Origin of the sequence: Streptomyces cavernicola (assembly GCF_029968035.1) — a bacterium.
Taxonomy (GTDB): domain Bacteria; phylum Actinomycetota; class Actinomycetes; order Streptomycetales; family Streptomycetaceae; genus Streptomyces; species Streptomyces cavernicola.
In genome coordinates, this window is sequence record NZ_JASCIQ010000018.1 from 43,768 (window position 1) to 58,869 (window position 15,102).

A 15,102-nucleotide genomic window follows, 5' to 3' on the forward strand; every position below is an offset into this window, starting at 1 on the left:
AGAAGTGGCGGGTCAGCCAGTCGATCAGGATCGCGTCGGTCTCCTCCGGGGCCTCCAGCTGGGTCCAGTGGCCGATGTCGATCATGCCGCGCTCGAAGTCCTCGAAGACAGGCTGGTGCCCGAGCCGGTGTCGCGCCGCATGAAGAAGCGGAAGGGCCGCTCGGGGTCCTGGTCGAGTTCGTCCCCGCACTCCTGGGTCTGGAAGTGCGCTACGCAGTTCCGCGGGCCGTAGGCCTGTTCGTACCGCTCGGCGGGGTTCTCGCGGGAGTGGCCGAAGGGGGTGTTGGGGGTGATCACGCCCGCCACCGAGTCCGGCTGCAGGTACGGCATCATCCGCGAGACCATCCCGCCGAAGTCGTGCCCGACGACGACGGCCTGCTCGTACCCAGCGTCCGCGATCAGGCCTGCGACGTCGGCCGTGGTCTCCGCGATGCTGTACGCCGTGCGGTCCTCGGGGCCGGTGGAGCGGCCGTAGCCGCGCATGTCGGGGGCCAGTACGTGGAAGCCCGCGTCGGCCAGGGGCCAGCAGCTGTCTCCGCCAGGACGCGGCGAGTTCGGGGAAGCCGTGGCAGAGGACGACGCACACGTCCTTCGCCCGGCGCTCGGGCTTCGCCTCGTACACCGCGAGGCGGACGCCGTCGGTCGATACGAAGCGGGGCTCCGGCAAGCCCTGCAGGAGTGGCTGGGCTGGCTGCATGGCTGGCTCCTCAAGGGGCGGGTGGTTGGGGTGAGTGATCCATGGCTAAGCTGCGGCTCATGGCCGCCACCTCGAACAACCGACAGGGCGAGGCCACGCGGCAGCGGCTGGTCAAGGCCGCGGAGCGGCTGTTCGCCGCCCACGGCGTGGACGCCGTCTCGGTGCGCGCGATCAACGCCGCCGCGGGGCAGGGGCCCGCTTCCGTGCACTACCACTTCGGCTCCAAGGAGAACCTTCTCGCGGCGGTGCTGCTCGGTGTCGGGGCCGACGTACGCGACCGGATCGCCGGGAACGTGGCGGCGCTCGCCGCCCGGCCGACGGCGCCCACGGCGGCCGAGGTGGTGCATGCGCTGACCGATCCCTATCTGGCGCTGCTGCTCAAGCACCGGGTGCGCGGCATGCGTTGGGTGCAGATCGTGGTGCAGGTCTCGCGCGGCGGGCGGCCCGCCGTGGAGGCCACCGGGCAGGACGCCGTCGCGGCGAGTCTGCGCGAGCAGGTGCGGCGCGCGTTTCCCGACTGCGACGGCGAGCGGCTCGAACTGCGCTGGCCGATCGTGGTGATGGGGTACCTGCAGACGCTCAGCCACGCCGAGGATCTGGCGACGCGGGGCGGCCGCGTCGACCGGGAGCAACTCGTCGCGTTCCACGAGGACTTGGTGGCCTTCACGATCGGCGGCGCGGAGCGGATGCTGGGCCCGAAGGGCTGACCGGACCCGGCGCGCCAGGCCTACGGAACGACCATGATCTTGACGTGTTCCTCGGGGTTTCTGAGGGCGGTGAACGCGTCGGCGACGCCGTCGAGTCCGACCCGGCCGGTGATGATCGCGTCCGCGTCGATCTCACCGTCGGCCAGGCGCCGCAGCACGGTCTCGTAGGCGCCGTCGGTGGGCCCGTGGCCGAAGTTGATCGCGATACGGCGCAGTTGCCCGACGACCGGGATGATCGTCTCGTCCGCGAAGGGCGCCGCGAGGACCTGGATGAGCGAGTCGTACGGCAGCTCGTGCAGGAGTCTGCCGATCATGCCGGGGCGGCCGCTGCACTCGTAGGCGACGAGGATGCCGCCGCCGGTCGTCGTCCCGTCCGCCGTCCCGCCCGCCGCCAGGGAGGCGTACAGCTCGATCGGGTCCTGCTCGTTGGGGTCGACGGCGTGGTCGGCGCCCATTTTCAGGGCGAGTTCGCGGCGTTTCGGGGACGGCTCGGAGGCGATGACCGTACGCGCGCCACGGGCCTTGGCCGCGATGATCGCCCCGAGTCCGATCGTGCCGCAGCCGATGACGAGGGCCGAGTCCGCCGAGGTGAGCCCGGAGCGCTGCACATGTAGTTCGCCCACATGCAGCGGCTCCGCCAATGCGGCGTGCTCCAGGGAGAGTTGGTCGGGTATGTGGCGGGCCCACATGTGGTCGACCACTATCTGCTCGCCGAACGCGCCGTGGTACTCGTTCGAGTAGCCGATGATCTTCGGGATGCCGGTGGAGGTGTCGGTGACGATGCCCAGGCCCGCCACCCGGTCGCCGACCGCGAAGTCGGTGACCGCGGTGCCGGTCTCGGCGACGGTGCCGGCGAACTCGTGCCCGAGGACGATGGGCCGCTGCGGGTCGAATTGGGCGAGCCGGTAGTCGGCGCCCTCGACGACCTGGACGAAGCGGCACGGGTCCTTGGACACCGTGAGGTCGCTGCCGCAGATGCCGCAGGCGGCCACGTCGATACGCAGCTGCCCCGGGCCGAGCGCGGGCAGCTCGGGTACGTCGGCGAGGGTGAAGGTTCCTTCCAGGTACTGCACTGCACGCATGCTCAAGCTCCCGTCCGGGTGGGCTGTTCGCCGTAGTAGTCGGTGTGCGCCTTGGTGATCGCGCCGGCCAGGCTGCCGATCAGCTGCTCGCGGTGGTCCTCGGCGTACTGCAGGCTGGCCTGGCGGTTGCGGTTGCGGCCGCGGAAGTGCGGGACGACCTCGGAGGCGAACAGCTCGTAACTCCGCTTGGTGTCCTCCCAGTTGGCCATGTCCACATGCAGGATCAGGAGCGTGCCGAAGCCGCCGGTCTGCTCGATCAGCCGCTCGATCTGGGCGATCGCCTGGTCCGGAGTGCCGATGACGGCCTGCCCGAACTCGCCGAGGGAGTCGTGGCGCCAGTGGTCGATCACGCCCTGCCGGGTCTGCGCCCACTCCGGGTAGCGGCCCGCCTGGCGGTTCGCGTACGAGGCCATGGCCTGGATGCGGCGGCGGACCGCGCGTTCGGCGTCCTCCTGGGTCTCGGCGAGGAACATCGGGTTGACCAGGCGCCAGCGGGTCCGGTCCGCGACGTGTCCGTGCTCGGCGGCGACCTTCTCGTACACCTCCCAGTTCCGGCCGAGCGCGGCGAAACCGGACGGGCTGCTCGCGGCGAGCGAGAGCAGCGAGAGGCCGTTGCGGCCGGCGAGGACCGAGCCGTTCGGGGAGATCGTGGAGGCGGCGACGACCTCGATGCCCGCCGGGTCGTAGGTCGGCAGCTGGGCGCGGGCGTCGCGGAGCGTGAACCAGTCCGTCTCCATGTTCACGACCTCGCCGCGCAGCAGCGGCAGGATCGCGTCGAGCGCCTCGCCCTGCATCCGGCGCTGCTCGGCGGGGTCGATGCCCATCATGCGGGCGTCGAGCGGGATCTTGCCCGGCCCTGTGCCGAGGATGACCCGGCCGCGGGTCTGCAGGTCGAGCTGTGTGATGCGGTCGGCGGTGATCAGCGGGTGGTGGTACGGCAGCGACACGACGCCGGTGCCGAACCGGATCCGGGACGTGCGCTCGGCGGCGGCCGCGATGAACTGGTCGGGGGCGGGCACGATCTCGGCGCCTGTGGAGTGGTGCTCGCCCATCCAGGCCTCCTCGAAGCCCAGGTGGTCGAGGTGCTCCATCAGGTCGAGATCGCGCCGCAGTTGGAGCGCAGGGTCGGCGTCGAGCGGGTGGAAGGGGGCCAGGAACGCCCCGAAGTTCAGTGAATCGGCCGTCCACATGGTTGACATCTCCTCAGCTGACGTCGCTCGCGGGGAGCGCGGGAGTCCTGGACCATCGCCTGGTTATCTATCACGGATTTGAATCACTTGATAGAAGTCCTGCCGCGTCGACGCGGTCCGTACGGCCTCTCGCCGAGGGGCCGAATCCGCCCGGACCCACACACATGAACAGGCCCCGAATCAGGGGGCTTTGGGGTGCGAGGGCATGAATCCGGCCGATTGCCGTTCAAGAGTGAACCGGTCGTGCGGGCCGTCCGTGATCCCAGAGGACAGCTTTGTTCCGCACAGAACTCCGCACAGAACTCTGCAGAACTCCGCAGAACTCCGCACAGAAATTACGGGGAGAACATGACGCGCAGATGGTCGCTCATTTCCTTGATCACCGTGCTGGCCCTCGCGCTGGCCTTCGTCGTGGTCCAGCTCGTGACCTGGGAGTCGCCCGCCGAGGAGGCCTCCGGCGGCAAGCCCGGCCCGGCGCAGAGCGGTGGCGCCGCCGCCCTGCGCGGCGACGGCTGGTGGCCGCTGCACGGCTCGGGCACGGCACGCGCGGGCGAACGCGACGCCGTGCCCAACGACCTGGTCGGGTGGACGCAGGACGGGCCGAACGGCGGCGCGCTCAGCCTGGACGGCGACGGCGGCGCCGCCAACGTCGGGATCCCGGTCCTCGACACGGCCGGGAAGGACTACTCGGTCGCGGCCCGCGTGCGGCTCGGCACGGACGAGGGATTCCGTACGGCGGTCTCGCAGGACGGCCCAGGCATCAGCACCTTCTTCCTCCAGTACTCCGCCGCCGACGAGCGGTTCGCCTTCAGCCTCCCCGGCAGCCGGACCCTCGCCGAGAAGACCGGCAAGCCCGAAACGGGCCGCTGGTACCACCTCGTCGGCACCTACAGCCAGGACGAGAAGACGATGCGGATCTACGTGGACGGCTCGCCGGCCGGTGAGCGGAAGGCGTCCGCGCAGCCCAGGAAGCCGGGCAACCTCGTGATCGGACGCGGCAGGAGCGGTGGCCGCCCGGCCGACTACTGGAAGGGCGACATCGCCGATGTGCACGTCTACGAACGGGAGTTGACCGCGGCCGAGGTCTCCGCGCTGTCGTCCGGGGAGCCGGAGTGAGCGTCCCGGGAGCCGGAGTGACCCGGGCGTCGGTGCCCCGCCCGTTGTCGCCCATACGGAGAGCGGCGGGCACGAAGCGGGCCGCAGGCCACGGCGAACAGGCCGCGTCCAGCGCACCGGCGCCCTTCCCTCCCACCAGGTGCGACAGCCGGAACTGCGGCCTCCGTACGGGCGATTCCGGTCGTGATCAGCACAGCCGCGGGCCCGTCCGGGCCCCGTGAAAACCGGTAGAAACGGCCCACGGTTGCCGGGGCCGACCGTGCCGCCACGCGCTCGCCCCTGCCACCGCCGGCCGTTTTCCGTCACCCCTCACAGAACGACCGGAGAGGAACAGGCCCTTGTCGGCCAGGCTTTCACCCGATGACCGCGTACCCCGTCAGGCCCGGAAGAGCGACCTGACCCACCAGAACCCCGGGGCCGCACTGCCCCGCCACCCGACCGAGTCCCTCGACCACGAGGAGTTCCTGCGGAACCTCTACGACTGTCACGGAAGCGCGTTGCTGCAGTTCGCCGCGCGGCGGCTCGAAGGCGACTGGCACCGCGCCGAGGACGTCCTGCAGGAGCTGGCGATCCGCGCCTGGCGCCACGCGGACGAGTTCGGCGAGGCCGCCGAGTCCATGCGCCCGTGGCTGTTCACCGTGTTGCGCAACCTCGTCATAGACGGGCACCGGGCGCGGCAGGCCCGGCCGCCCGAGACCGGCGACCCGGAACTCGCCCACCTCCCGGTGTCCGACGGCGTCGACCGCGTCCTGACCGCCCATGTGGTGACGGAGGCACTGCGCGACCTCCGCCCGCCGCAACGTGAAGTCCTCCTGCACATGCACTACATGGGCCGGAGCGTGAACCAGACGGCCGCCGTGCTCGGTGTGCCTCCCGGCACCGTCAAGTCGCGCACGTACTACGCGGCCCGTGCGCTGCGGCGGGCGCTGACCGACCGCGGAGTGGAGGTGTGGGAGGCGGGCGAAGCGGAGCGGGACGCGGCGTAGGCGCCGTACGGGGCGGGCTCGGCGTCGATATCAGTCAATCCCAGTTGACAGCAGTCGGTGTCATACGAGGCGCCCGGCGTGCCGGTCGACGGCGAGGCCGAGCGGGCCGGTGTCGAGCGAGCCGTCGGCGGCGGCCCGCCAGCGCCACGCGGCGGGCGCGTCGCCCAGGACGAGCACCGCGTCGCCGGGCCGCAGCGCGTCCAACGCCCCGTCCCGCTGCGGGAGTTGGGAGGCGTCCACCACGAAGAGGTGGGGCGCCTCCCCCTCCACGGCGACCTGGCTGCGCCCCTCGATGAGCCGGAAGATCTGAGTGACGTCGGCGGCCCCGCCCGCCGGGGTCACGGGCGTGCCGGAGGTCCGGGCGAGGCCCTCCTCCAGGCTGGCCGCGGTGTAGAGCCGGGAGGAGCGGAGCCCGGTCCCGTTCAAGGTCTCGTCCGCGGCGAGGGAGCCCACCAGGGTGACCTCGGCGAGGCCGCCGACCGGGCCGGTGAGCACCTCGGTGACGACGGCCCGCGCCCAGCGGCGCACCTCCTCGTCCGGTCCCGCCACGGAGACGGTCGACGCGGACCGCGAGAGGTCGACGAGCGCCCGGTCGGGCCCCGACGTCCCCACCGTGACGGTCAGCGCGTACGGGAGCGCCGGCTCGCCCTCCGGTCCCGGCCGTTCCAGTGCCTCCCGGGTGGCGGTCCAGCGCTCGCCGGACGCGTCGGCGGTCCACGGCTCGGGCGCGCTGTCCTCGGTGCCGGCGAGCAGCAGGTCGAGCCGCTCGCCCGAGTACAGGACGCCGTACAGGTCGGGCAGGGCGCGGCCGGCGCGCAGGCACGCGCCGGTCAGCCGCCGCAGCCCCGCGTCGACGGCGTCGAGCGCCTCCCGCTCCAGGACGGCGGGGGCGGCGGTGACGGGTTTCGGCGGTCGGTTCCGCTGCTCGGTGACGATCAGCGCGGCCAGCGCGCCGACCAGCGCCAGCCCCAGCAGCACTGCCAGAGCGACGTACCAGATCATCTTCTGACTCCTTGTCGGGACGCCTCGGCACCGGCGAACCGAAGCGGCCGGTATCGAACGCGCGCCACGGCCGCGACATGCGTCCGTTGGGCTCTACGGGCGGGGGCGGCGGTTGGTTCACGGAATCGTCGTGGTGGTACGGGGCGGGCTGGGCTCTGTCGGGTCAGCCCGCGGCGATGCGTGACTTCTTGACCTTGTTGCCGCAGGTGTTCATGGAGCACCAGCGGCGGTTGGCTCCACGGCTGGTGTCGAGGAACAACCCCGCGCAACCCGGGCCCTCGCAGTTCTTGATGCGGCCGCGGTCGGGGCCCCCGAGGACGCGGACGGCGTCCGCGGCGAGGACCCCGAGGGCGTCCCTGACAGGGGTCGCCTCCGTCAAGTGCCATACCGCGCCGCCGCGTTCCAGCGCGGCCTTCGCGTGCCCGGCGGCGGCGACCGCGTTGAGGGTGCGGACATCCTTGGGCTTCGGCCGTGTGCCGGCGGCGATCGCCGACCCGATCCGGTAGATCGCCTCGCGCAGTTCGACGGCGTCGCTCAGACCGGCCGGCGACACGTCCATGACGTCGAGCCCCGTCGCCCCCAGCCACATCTTCAGCCGCGCGGCATCGGTCAGCCGCTCCCTCGGCGTCCGGCTGCCGCGATCGCCGAGGGTGGCGGTGAACCGGAACGCCAGGACCTCGTTGTCCATCCGGAACACCCGCCGTACGTCCTCGGTCATCCCAACCTCCGCAGTGAGCAGCAAAAAAGGGCACGCCGAACCGGTTCAGACGGTTCGCTGGGATCGTAACTCCATGGCATCCTTGAACCGCTTCAGACGGTTCATATGCTTGAGACGGTTCAACGGAAGAGGTGCTGGACGTGAGCAGCATTGCGGTCATCGGTCTGGGAGCCATGGGGCGGCCCATGGCGCACAACCTCGTGAAGGCCGGCCACGACGTCACGGTGTGGAACCGCTCCGACGGGCCCGCGGAAGAACTGGCCGCGGTGGGCGCCCGTCGGGCCGCCTCGGTGGCCGAGGCCCTGCAGGCGCCGGTGGTCTTCTCGGTCCTGTCCGACGACCGGGCCGTCGCCGAGACGTTCCTCGACTCCGGCGTACTCGCCCAGACCCCCGGCGGGACCGTGCACGTCAACCTCGCCACGGTGAGCAGGGACCTGGCTCATCGGGCCGACGCGGCGCACGCCGAGCACGGCGTCGGATATGTCGCGGCACCGGTCTTCGGCCGCGTCCCGGTCGCCGAGGCCGGAGCACTCAACGTCCTCGCGGCGGGCGAGCCCGCGCTGCTCGACCGCGTGCAGCCGTATCTCGACGTGATCGGCTCGCGGACCTGGCGCCTCGGCGACCGCCCTGAGCAGGCCAACATCGTGAAGATCCTCGGCAACTACCTGATCGCCTGCGCGATCCAGTCCCTCGGCGAGGCCGTCAGCGTCGCGGAGCGCGCCGGCGTCGACTCGGGCCAGCTGGTCGAGCTGCTGACCTCAACACTCTTCCCGGGCGCCGTCTACTCGGGCTACGGCTCGATGATCGCCGAACGCCGCTACCAGCCCGCCGGATTCACCACCCTCCTCGGCCGCAAGGACCTCCACCTCGCCCTCGACGCCGCGACCGCCCAAGGCACTCCGCTCCCGATCGGCGAACTGCTGCGCACGATCTTCGACGAAGCCATCGCCGACGGCCACGGCGCGGACGACTGGGCGGCGATCGCGGAACAGCAGCCGAGGTGAGGACTGCTGCGCGGAGCTTCCCGGCGACCTCGTTCCTGTCAGGGGACCGCCCCCACGATGGCAGCCGCCTGAGCATCCGTCAGGCCGGCACCGACCCACCTTCGAAGCGCATGGGCGCGTTGCCCCGAACCGTGTCCGCGGGCTTGATTTCTTCGGTGAGCATGCAGAAGCCGGTGCGTGCTGACACTTCGCCGCCACGGGCGCCGGCATTTCGTCCGAAGGCGGTGTCCAGAGGTCGCGGTCCGCATCCCATCCCAGGGCGGCGATGGCGGTACGAGTGCGGTTCAGGATCTCCGGGTCGTAGTTCGTCGGGTCGTACCCCGGACAGTGGTGCACGAACTCACCGCCGAGCGAAGCGCAGAGGTCCGCGTACACCGCGCTGTGCAGGATGAGCGCATGCCACCCCTCGTCCACGATGCGCGACCGGGGCAAACCCATGCCGGGGTTGCGGCAGCATGCGGCGACGAACTTGAGTCCCTCCTCAACTATGCGGGCCGCCAGCTCCTCGGACATGTCCGGGTGTCTCCTCTGATCTCGGTGGGGATTGCCCGCCCCGGGCGGAGTGTCCGGCCAAGGAATCGCCGTCCGGGGCAGGGCTCTTGGTCACCCTCAGCGCCTAGCTCGAAGCCCGGCGCTCAGGGGGCATTGAGCCTGCCAGGGTGGCAACTAAGACGAGCACGAGGGACACCCAGGCAATGACGCCCAGGACTGCGCCGACTGCTGTGCCGTCTTTCCAACCAGGCTTCACGCGTCGGCCCACTCGCTGAGGGCTCGGAGCGCGGTACGGACCGACAGCGTCTCGGCTTCCTCGGGGCTCACCGTCCGGATGTGTACGGCCAGTTGGAACCAGCGGGCTCCACTCGGACGCTCCAACATCACTTCTTCGTTGTCGTAGCCCTTGACCTGTCCGACCAGGCAGCGCTCCACGTCCATGACTACGTCGTTCAGTCGGTGGCGCATCGCAATGCCCCTCTCCTCGCTGTTCATGTTGAGGGATGTTGGCCCAGCACAAAGGCCACAAGTACCCGTCATCTGCAGACAGTTGGGACGAACAAGCACTAAGCTGGAAATGCCCAAAGTGTCCATGGGGGTTGTCTTGAATGAGCGACTGGTCAGCTATGGCGGAAGCCCGGATGACTCCTCAGCGCCTCGCCCGGAGAATCGGGGTCTCCGCATCAAGACGGGAGCGGATCGGGAGATCATCCGGGCCTACCCGTACCGCTCGGCGGCCCCCTCCACGCTGTGGGGTGAGCTGGTCGCCGGTGCGTCGTCCGATGTCTTTCTGGCGGGCTACACGAACTACTTCTTCTGGACCCAACAGCCGCACTTCAACGACACGTTGCGGGAGAAGGCCGCGGGCGGTTGTCGTATTCGCATCCTGTTGGGCGACCCGGAATGCCAGACCACGCGGGACCGGGAAACCATCGAAGCCGTTGCGCTGACCGTCTCCACGCGCATCCGTATGACGTTGGACGAAGTGGCGCGGCTCGGCCCGCTGGACAACCTCGAAGTACGGTTCAGCGCCGCAGAGGACGCGGTCAACCACGTATCGCTGTCGACGTTCCGCTTCGATGACGATGCCCTGGTGACGCCGCATCTGGCGCGCCTCGTGGGCCACGACTCCCCACTGCTCCACCTCCGCAGGGCAGACGCGGGCGGCATGTTCGACCGCTTCGCGGAGTCCTCCGAAGAGCTGTGGAGCCGGGGCCGGCCGGTCTAGGACCTGTCTGATAATTGATCTTGTGGTGGGTCGTGGTGAGCTGACGGATGCGGCGTGGGAGCGGATAGTGCCCCTGCTGCCTGGTGTTGACGGACGTGGACGGCCGTGGCGGGATCACCGGCAGGTGATCAACGGGGTGTTGTGGCGGCTGCGGACTGGTGCTCCGTGGCGTGACCTGCCGGAGCGCTATGGGCCGTGGCAGACGGTCTATGAGCGGTTCGCTCGCTGGGAGGCGGACGGCACCTGGGCCCGTTTGCTCCAAAGGTACACCCGTTGGGATACGCGCCCGAGGGGGATCAGCTGACGCATGAGAAGACCCCTGCCGGCCGTTCTCCGGGTCCGTCGTGCTCGGGTTACCGCAGTGCGGGCAGGACTCCACAGTGGGCCTCCTCGGATCAGGCGTTCAGGTCGTATTCTCCCCCGCGCACGGCCTCCACGAAGGCCGTCCACTTCTCCGGGGTCGTCTCGATTACGAGATCCGGGTTGACGCTTTCACGCAGCGCGACGATGCCGGGGACGTTGACGGCCACCTCCATGCAGTTGCCCACACGCTTGTCACGGCAGGCCGCCGCGCTCACGAACTCGAAGTCGGGTCGTACGGTCATGGTGCGTTTCCCTTCCTCCCGTTGCGGGGAGTCGGTCCACGCGCCGTTGTGCGCAACCCGCCCCGACCGCTCGTCCTGTCCAGGGTTCCGATCCGGTCGGGGCGGGCGTCTCATACGCGGCTGGCCTCCTCCGGGGAGGCCAGCCACTCGCGTCCACCGCCACGCACGGGGCGCAGGAACGCCACCTGACGCGGGTGGCGGTCACGCGGCGGCGCTTCCGGGTCCACGTAGTCGGACATCAGGTGGGTGAGGATGCCGACCCTTCCGTCCCGGTCTCGTACGCGCGCGCCGATGTCGGCCTTGGTGATCATCCGAACGCCTCCGCCGGAAGAGACGGGCCCCGGTCGTCACGGCGGGTTCCGGCGCACTCCTGGGGCGCTGTGATGCGTGCGCCACGGCTTTCGGCAACTCGCTTCGCATCCACGAGGCACTCGGCCAAGCGCAGTCCTGCGTAGCGGAGTTGGGAGGGTGTGGAGGCGGGGTCGTCGAGCACTGCGCGGGCGCCCTCGAACACCTCCGTGCCCATGTCGAGCTGGACGGCTTCCATCTCGTCGGCGAGCCGGGACACATAGCTGTCCGGACCACCGTCGGTGCTGAGGTAGCAGGGCTTCCCGTCGTGTTGCCAGGGGAGGAGGCGCGGAGGGTGGCCGGGTGTAGTCGTCATGCGGGCACCTCCACTCCGTGGATGTGGCGCGGGCCGACATCGACACCGTGCACGGCGAGCCAGAGCGCGCGACGCCGTGACTTCTGCCGCTGGGCCTCCTGGTGCCGTTCGAAGGCGACGAGGTACGGGCGGACAAGTGCGGTGTCCTCACCCCGCGACACGGGCACGCGCGGCAGATGGAGGGTCGGCGCGTCCAGGCACTGCACGGTGGGCGACGGTACGGAGGGCCGGTGGTGGCGCCGGCTGGGTAACACGCGTTTGGTGAATGCGTCGAGGAGACGGGCGATACCGTGGCTCATGCTGACCTGCTCTTTCAGGTTGGCCATGCCCCCGGGCCGCTCGCAGCGCGGTCGCGGGGGTCTGCCTGTGGCAGAAGCTCCATCGAACCGTTCGGGTCCCGGATGGCGGAGGCGCCGGACAGGGGGCCAGGGAGTGGCCACACTGGAGGCGAGAGGGGGCCAGAGGGTGAGCAGCGATGAACGACGGCATCAGTTCGGCGAATACCTTGCGCGCCTGAGGAAGGACGCGGGCAGAAGCCAGCGCAGGCTTGCCGAAATGTTGTGTGCCGCTTCGGGCACGCATTCGGTGACACGCCACGAGGTATCTCGGTGGGAGCGTGGCGAGCGCGTACCAGACTCCTGGGTTCCGAAAATCGCGGACGTTCTTGGAGTCCCGGCCAATGAGTTGGAGCGCGCTGCCGCGTACGCCCGAGGAGAGGTGGACCGGGCTCCCTTCGGTGGTGGCGTGGTGCTTGCTGAGTTGATCCCACCCGGCGACCCGCTGGTGCCGCTGGACACGCGTATAGATCGGCGGATCGGAGGCGAGGACGTGGCGGGCCTGGCCGCACGGGTGCACGGCTTCCGACTTGCCGATGACGTGATGGCCGGAGGCGATCTGATGGCCCCGGTTTTCCGGGAGTTGAACTCCGCGATGCGCCTGTACCGGGAGAGCACGCACACGGAGAACGTGGGGCGGGCCCTGCTGGTGCAAGTGGGCGAGCTGGCGCAGATCGCTGGATGGATCGCGAGCGACGCCGGGCAGCACGAGCAAGCGGAGCGCGCGTACCGCATCGGTATTGAGGCTGCACGGCAGGCGGGGGACGCTCCCTTGGTCGCGAACCTCGCGGGGAGCCTGGCCTATCAGTTGAGCAACACGGGCCAGGAGAAGGCGGGCCTGCACCTCGCCAATGCCGCCCTGGAAGAGGCAGGCCCTGACGCGCCGCCCAAGACCCGTGCCCTGTTTCACGACCGGGTGGCGTGGGCGCACACGCGTGTGGGAGAAGCACAGTCCGCCATGCAGGCACTCGGCCGGGCGCATGACGCTCTGACTGAGGAGGAGCCGGAGGTGGCACCACAGTGGGCGTACTGGGTGAGCCGTGCGGAGCTTGAAGTGATGGACGCCCGGGTGTTCACTGAGCTGCGCCGCCCACTGCGCGCGGTGCCCCTGCTGACGGACGTCCTCACGCGCTACGACGCCACACACGCGCGGGAGGTGGCCCTTTACCGGTCATGGCTCGCCGTCGCGTTGGCCGACGCCAACGAACCCGAGCAGGCGGCGGAGGAGGCACGACGCGTCGTGTCCGTGGCTGCCGACCTGACCAGCGACCGGACCACCGGACGAGCCCGGCTTGTGCTCCGCCGCCTCCAGGAGTTCGAAGACGTCCCGGAGGTACGGGAGTTGCTGCACGACCACGGGCACCTGTTGAGTGCCTGACGCGCATGGGTGATCCCTGAGAGAGGTCGGCCACAGTGGGCTGTGGGCCTATCCGGCGAGGTTGTGGAGCCGGGCGATGCCGAGCACGGCATGGTGGACACATCCGCCTTTCAAGCGGCAGTTCCCGGAGGTTCTTCCAGGTTTACCCCCGTGATTGATGTGTCTGCCCGGACCAGGCTGTGACTCCTGACGCGCCAGAGGCCAGGTCACTTCGTTCTTGGCGCCGGTCTGGCGCAGCAACTCCCCCTAGAATACCGGGCGTTCAACGAGCGACTGAAAGGCGCACGATGGATCAGGGATGGGCTGCGGTTCTCGGTGCAGCAGTAGGCGCGATTGCCACCGGGGGCGGAGCGCTCCTGACCACGGCTTCGTCGGAGCGAGTGCAAAGGAGGCAAGCACGCCGCCAGGCTTACGCGGCTTGGCTTCAAGACGTCGCCTCAACCATGTTTCGCCTTGATGAGCTGCGGCCAATGTTCAACGCCCCGCCCCAGGATAGACGGTCTGGCGAAATCAACGAAAGGCTCGGAGAAATACGCGACCTCTTGAAGTCCCAAGAGCGCCATCTCGCGGCCCTATCGCTCGAAGGGCCTGGGGAACTCAACCATGAAGCAACGCTAGTGACAGGTGCCGCAAGGCTTCTGACCACAAGCCTTGAGAAATGGACGAGAGAATACCCTGACGCGTCAATTCCAACCTCAGAAGAGCAGGAGTATGAACAATTCACTAAGGCGTTCAAAGAAAGAATCGCGAGCGCCGGACACTTGGCCAGTATGAACGTATAGCCTGACGCCCCTGGAACCCGTACAGAATCCGGCCCGCTATACGCTTGCGGTCCGGCGTGACGGGTTGAGGGGGTGCGCCCCCAGGAGGGGTTACGCGGTGAGCGCCACCTTCGTGATCGCTGCCGGGTGCGGGTGGCCGTAGCCGATGCGCATCGTGCCGCGTACGGCGATCTGGTCGCTGTTGAAGTACGCGTCGGAGCTGAGGTCCACCTTCACGTCACGGCGCAGGACGACAAAGACGCGGTCCTTCAGTTCCGCGCGATCGCCACCCGCTTCGACAAACTCGCCGCCCGCTACGCGGCAGGAATTCACCTCGCCGCACTCATCGTCTGGCTCCGCGAACCCAACCAAGGACCTCAGGGCGCTTCTTCATGTCCGGGTCGTCGACCTTGGTCGATCACGGAACTTGACCTCAACCATGGTTGAAGTTGGAGGTTGGTGCCATGACCGCCATCGTTGCCGGCCTCCGGCCGGTCGCACTGCCCGACCCTGCCCGTCCGGACGCGGGCCTCATCCTTGCGTCCCTATGGCACACCGAGGGGCCCGAACAACAGCAGAAGGTCATGTCCGGCGTCATGGACGCCTGGGAGAAGGCCCGGCTGCCAGCGGCGTATCTTGCGCGGCACTGTCTGGCAGGGTCCGACGGCCGGACCATCCTCAACTTCGCCCAATGGACGAGTCCCGAAGCGCACCGGGCCTTCGCTGCCGACCCGCGCAACCAGCAGTCTCTTGGCAGTGCCATCCAGGCGCTGTACTCGGCCGATCCGCCAGGCCGTTACGTGCCGTACCACTTCGCGCGGCGGCACGAGGGAGCCGCCCGCTACTTCACCGCAACGTGGCACGACACCAAGGACGACGGGATGGCCCGATTGCTCGCCGACGAGTTGACCAAGCGCGTCCCCGCAGCCCCGGCGTCCTCGGTCGCAGTGGCGGAGTATTTCTACATCGGCGAGGCCGGACGGCAGCTCCTCGTGCTTGCCGGATTCCAGCACGAGCCCGGCGGTGACGGCCCATGGTTCCGGCCATTCCGCGGGCTGGTGCGGGCGGCGCGCTAGGAATCTGCGCCCACACTGCATCCGTCAGCTCACCGCGACCAGCCACGAGATCAATTACCAG

The 15,102-nt window shown here is 69.5% G+C and carries 18 protein-coding genes and 2 pseudogenes; 8 read left to right on the forward strand and 12 right to left on the reverse strand.

The annotated features are described in order from the left end of the window. Positions 1-81: 81 nt before the first annotated feature. Positions 82-483, reverse strand: a complete 402-nt coding sequence (locus tag QIS96_RS18130) for an alpha/beta fold hydrolase (RefSeq protein WP_282543673.1) — start codon at positions 481-483, stop codon at positions 82-84. Positions 484-756: 273 nt separating this feature from the next. Here QIS96_RS18130 and QIS96_RS18135 point away from each other — a divergent pair, with 273 nt between their 5' ends. After that, the gene (locus QIS96_RS18135; protein WP_282543674.1) at positions 757-1,404 is read left to right on the forward strand and encodes a TetR/AcrR family transcriptional regulator; all 648 of its coding nucleotides are present in this window, start codon (positions 757-759) and stop codon (positions 1,402-1,404) included. A gap of 20 nt (positions 1,405-1,424) precedes the next feature. Here QIS96_RS18135 and QIS96_RS18140 read toward each other — a convergent pair whose 3' ends face one another. Then, on the reverse strand, positions 1,425-2,486 hold the full coding sequence (locus QIS96_RS18140; RefSeq protein WP_282543675.1) for an alcohol dehydrogenase catalytic domain-containing protein: 1,062 nt from the start codon (positions 2,484-2,486) through the stop codon (positions 1,425-1,427). 2 nt (positions 2,487-2,488) lie between these two features. Beyond that, entirely contained in the window at positions 2,489-3,676 is a 1,188-nt protein-coding gene (locus QIS96_RS18145; protein ID WP_282543676.1) for an LLM class flavin-dependent oxidoreductase, read from the reverse strand. A gap of 348 nt (positions 3,677-4,024) precedes the next feature. Here QIS96_RS18145 and QIS96_RS18150 point away from each other — a divergent pair, with 348 nt between their 5' ends. Together QIS96_RS18150 and QIS96_RS18155 are read left to right on the forward strand one after the other, a co-directional pair. Next, positions 4,025-4,792 carry a LamG domain-containing protein gene (locus QIS96_RS18150; protein WP_282543677.1) on the forward strand — a complete coding sequence of 256 codons (768 nt, stop codon included), beginning with the start codon at positions 4,025-4,027 and terminating at the stop codon, positions 4,790-4,792. A gap of 338 nt (positions 4,793-5,130) precedes the next feature. Further along, a complete protein-coding gene (locus QIS96_RS18155; RefSeq protein WP_408907208.1) occupies positions 5,131-5,778 on the forward strand; it encodes a sigma-70 family RNA polymerase sigma factor in 648 nt (215 codons plus the stop codon). A 60-nt stretch (positions 5,779-5,838) separates the two neighbouring features. Here the strand turns inward: QIS96_RS18155 and QIS96_RS18160 are convergent, their stop codons facing one another. Then, positions 5,839-6,780 (reverse strand): hypothetical protein, encoded by a 942-nt coding sequence (locus QIS96_RS18160; RefSeq protein ID WP_282543678.1) that lies wholly within the window; start codon positions 6,778-6,780, stop codon positions 5,839-5,841. A gap of 163 nt (positions 6,781-6,943) precedes the next feature. After that, positions 6,944-7,498 (reverse strand): CGNR zinc finger domain-containing protein, encoded by a 555-nt coding sequence (locus tag QIS96_RS18165; RefSeq protein ID WP_282543679.1) that lies wholly within the window; start codon positions 7,496-7,498, stop codon positions 6,944-6,946. 140 nt (positions 7,499-7,638) lie between these two features. On the opposite strand from QIS96_RS18165, the gene QIS96_RS18170 reads away from it, so the two are divergent. Continuing rightward, positions 7,639-8,502 carry an NAD(P)-dependent oxidoreductase gene (locus QIS96_RS18170; RefSeq protein ID WP_282543680.1) on the forward strand — a complete coding sequence of 288 codons (864 nt, stop codon included), beginning with the start codon at positions 7,639-7,641 and terminating at the stop codon, positions 8,500-8,502. A gap of 744 nt (positions 8,503-9,246) precedes the next feature. Here the strand turns inward: QIS96_RS18170 and QIS96_RS18180 are convergent. Beyond that, the gene (locus QIS96_RS18180) at positions 9,247-9,462 is read right to left on the reverse strand and encodes a hypothetical protein (RefSeq protein WP_282543681.1); all 216 of its coding nucleotides are present in this window, start codon (positions 9,460-9,462) and stop codon (positions 9,247-9,249) included. A 214-nt stretch (positions 9,463-9,676) separates the two neighbouring features. Here QIS96_RS18180 and QIS96_RS18185 point away from each other — a divergent pair, with 214 nt between their 5' ends. Continuing rightward, positions 9,677-10,222, forward strand: coding sequence for an XRE family transcriptional regulator (locus QIS96_RS18185; RefSeq protein ID WP_282543783.1), 546 nt, complete (start codon positions 9,677-9,679; stop codon positions 10,220-10,222). A gap of 22 nt (positions 10,223-10,244) precedes the next feature. Further along, a pseudogene (locus QIS96_RS18190) lies at positions 10,245-10,487 on the forward strand (transposase); the annotation flags it as partial. Between the two features lie 130 nt (positions 10,488-10,617). On the opposite strand, the gene QIS96_RS18195 reads toward QIS96_RS18190, so the two are convergent. The 4 genes from QIS96_RS18195 to QIS96_RS18210 form a co-directional block, all read right to left on the reverse strand. After that, a complete protein-coding gene (locus QIS96_RS18195; RefSeq protein ID WP_282543682.1) occupies positions 10,618-10,827 on the reverse strand; it encodes a DUF397 domain-containing protein in 210 nt (69 codons plus the stop codon). Between the two features lie 110 nt (positions 10,828-10,937). Next, positions 10,938-11,138, reverse strand: a complete 201-nt coding sequence (locus QIS96_RS18200; protein WP_282543683.1) for a hypothetical protein — start codon at positions 11,136-11,138, stop codon at positions 10,938-10,940. Further along, positions 11,135-11,491 carry a hypothetical protein gene (locus QIS96_RS18205; protein ID WP_282543684.1) on the reverse strand — a complete coding sequence of 119 codons (357 nt, stop codon included), beginning with the start codon at positions 11,489-11,491 and terminating at the stop codon, positions 11,135-11,137. Before QIS96_RS18205 ends, QIS96_RS18200 begins: the two co-directional genes overlap by 4 nt. Next, the gene (locus QIS96_RS18210; protein WP_282543685.1) at positions 11,488-11,790 is read right to left on the reverse strand and encodes a hypothetical protein; all 303 of its coding nucleotides are present in this window, start codon (positions 11,788-11,790) and stop codon (positions 11,488-11,490) included. The genes QIS96_RS18205 and QIS96_RS18210 overlap by 4 nt, the downstream gene beginning before the upstream one ends. Positions 11,791-11,956: 166 nt before the next feature. On the opposite strand from QIS96_RS18210, the gene QIS96_RS18215 reads away from it, so the two are divergent. Next, positions 11,957-13,204: a helix-turn-helix domain-containing protein gene (locus QIS96_RS18215; RefSeq protein WP_282543686.1), complete on the forward strand. Its 1,248-nt coding sequence runs from the start codon at positions 11,957-11,959 to the stop codon at positions 13,202-13,204. 48 nt (positions 13,205-13,252) lie between these two features. Here QIS96_RS18215 and QIS96_RS18220 read toward each other — a convergent pair. Then, positions 13,253-13,346, reverse strand: a pseudogene (locus tag QIS96_RS18220) (IS5/IS1182 family transposase); the annotation flags it as partial. A 730-nt stretch (positions 13,347-14,076) separates the two neighbouring features. Next, a complete protein-coding gene (locus QIS96_RS18225; protein ID WP_282543792.1) occupies positions 14,077-14,298 on the reverse strand; it encodes a hypothetical protein in 222 nt (73 codons plus the stop codon). 131 nt (positions 14,299-14,429) lie between these two features. On the opposite strand from QIS96_RS18225, the gene QIS96_RS18235 reads away from it, so the two are divergent. Beyond that, the gene (locus QIS96_RS18235) at positions 14,430-15,041 is read left to right on the forward strand and encodes a hypothetical protein (protein ID WP_282543687.1); all 612 of its coding nucleotides are present in this window, start codon (positions 14,430-14,432) and stop codon (positions 15,039-15,041) included. The last annotated feature ends 61 nt before the right edge of the window (positions 15,042-15,102 follow it).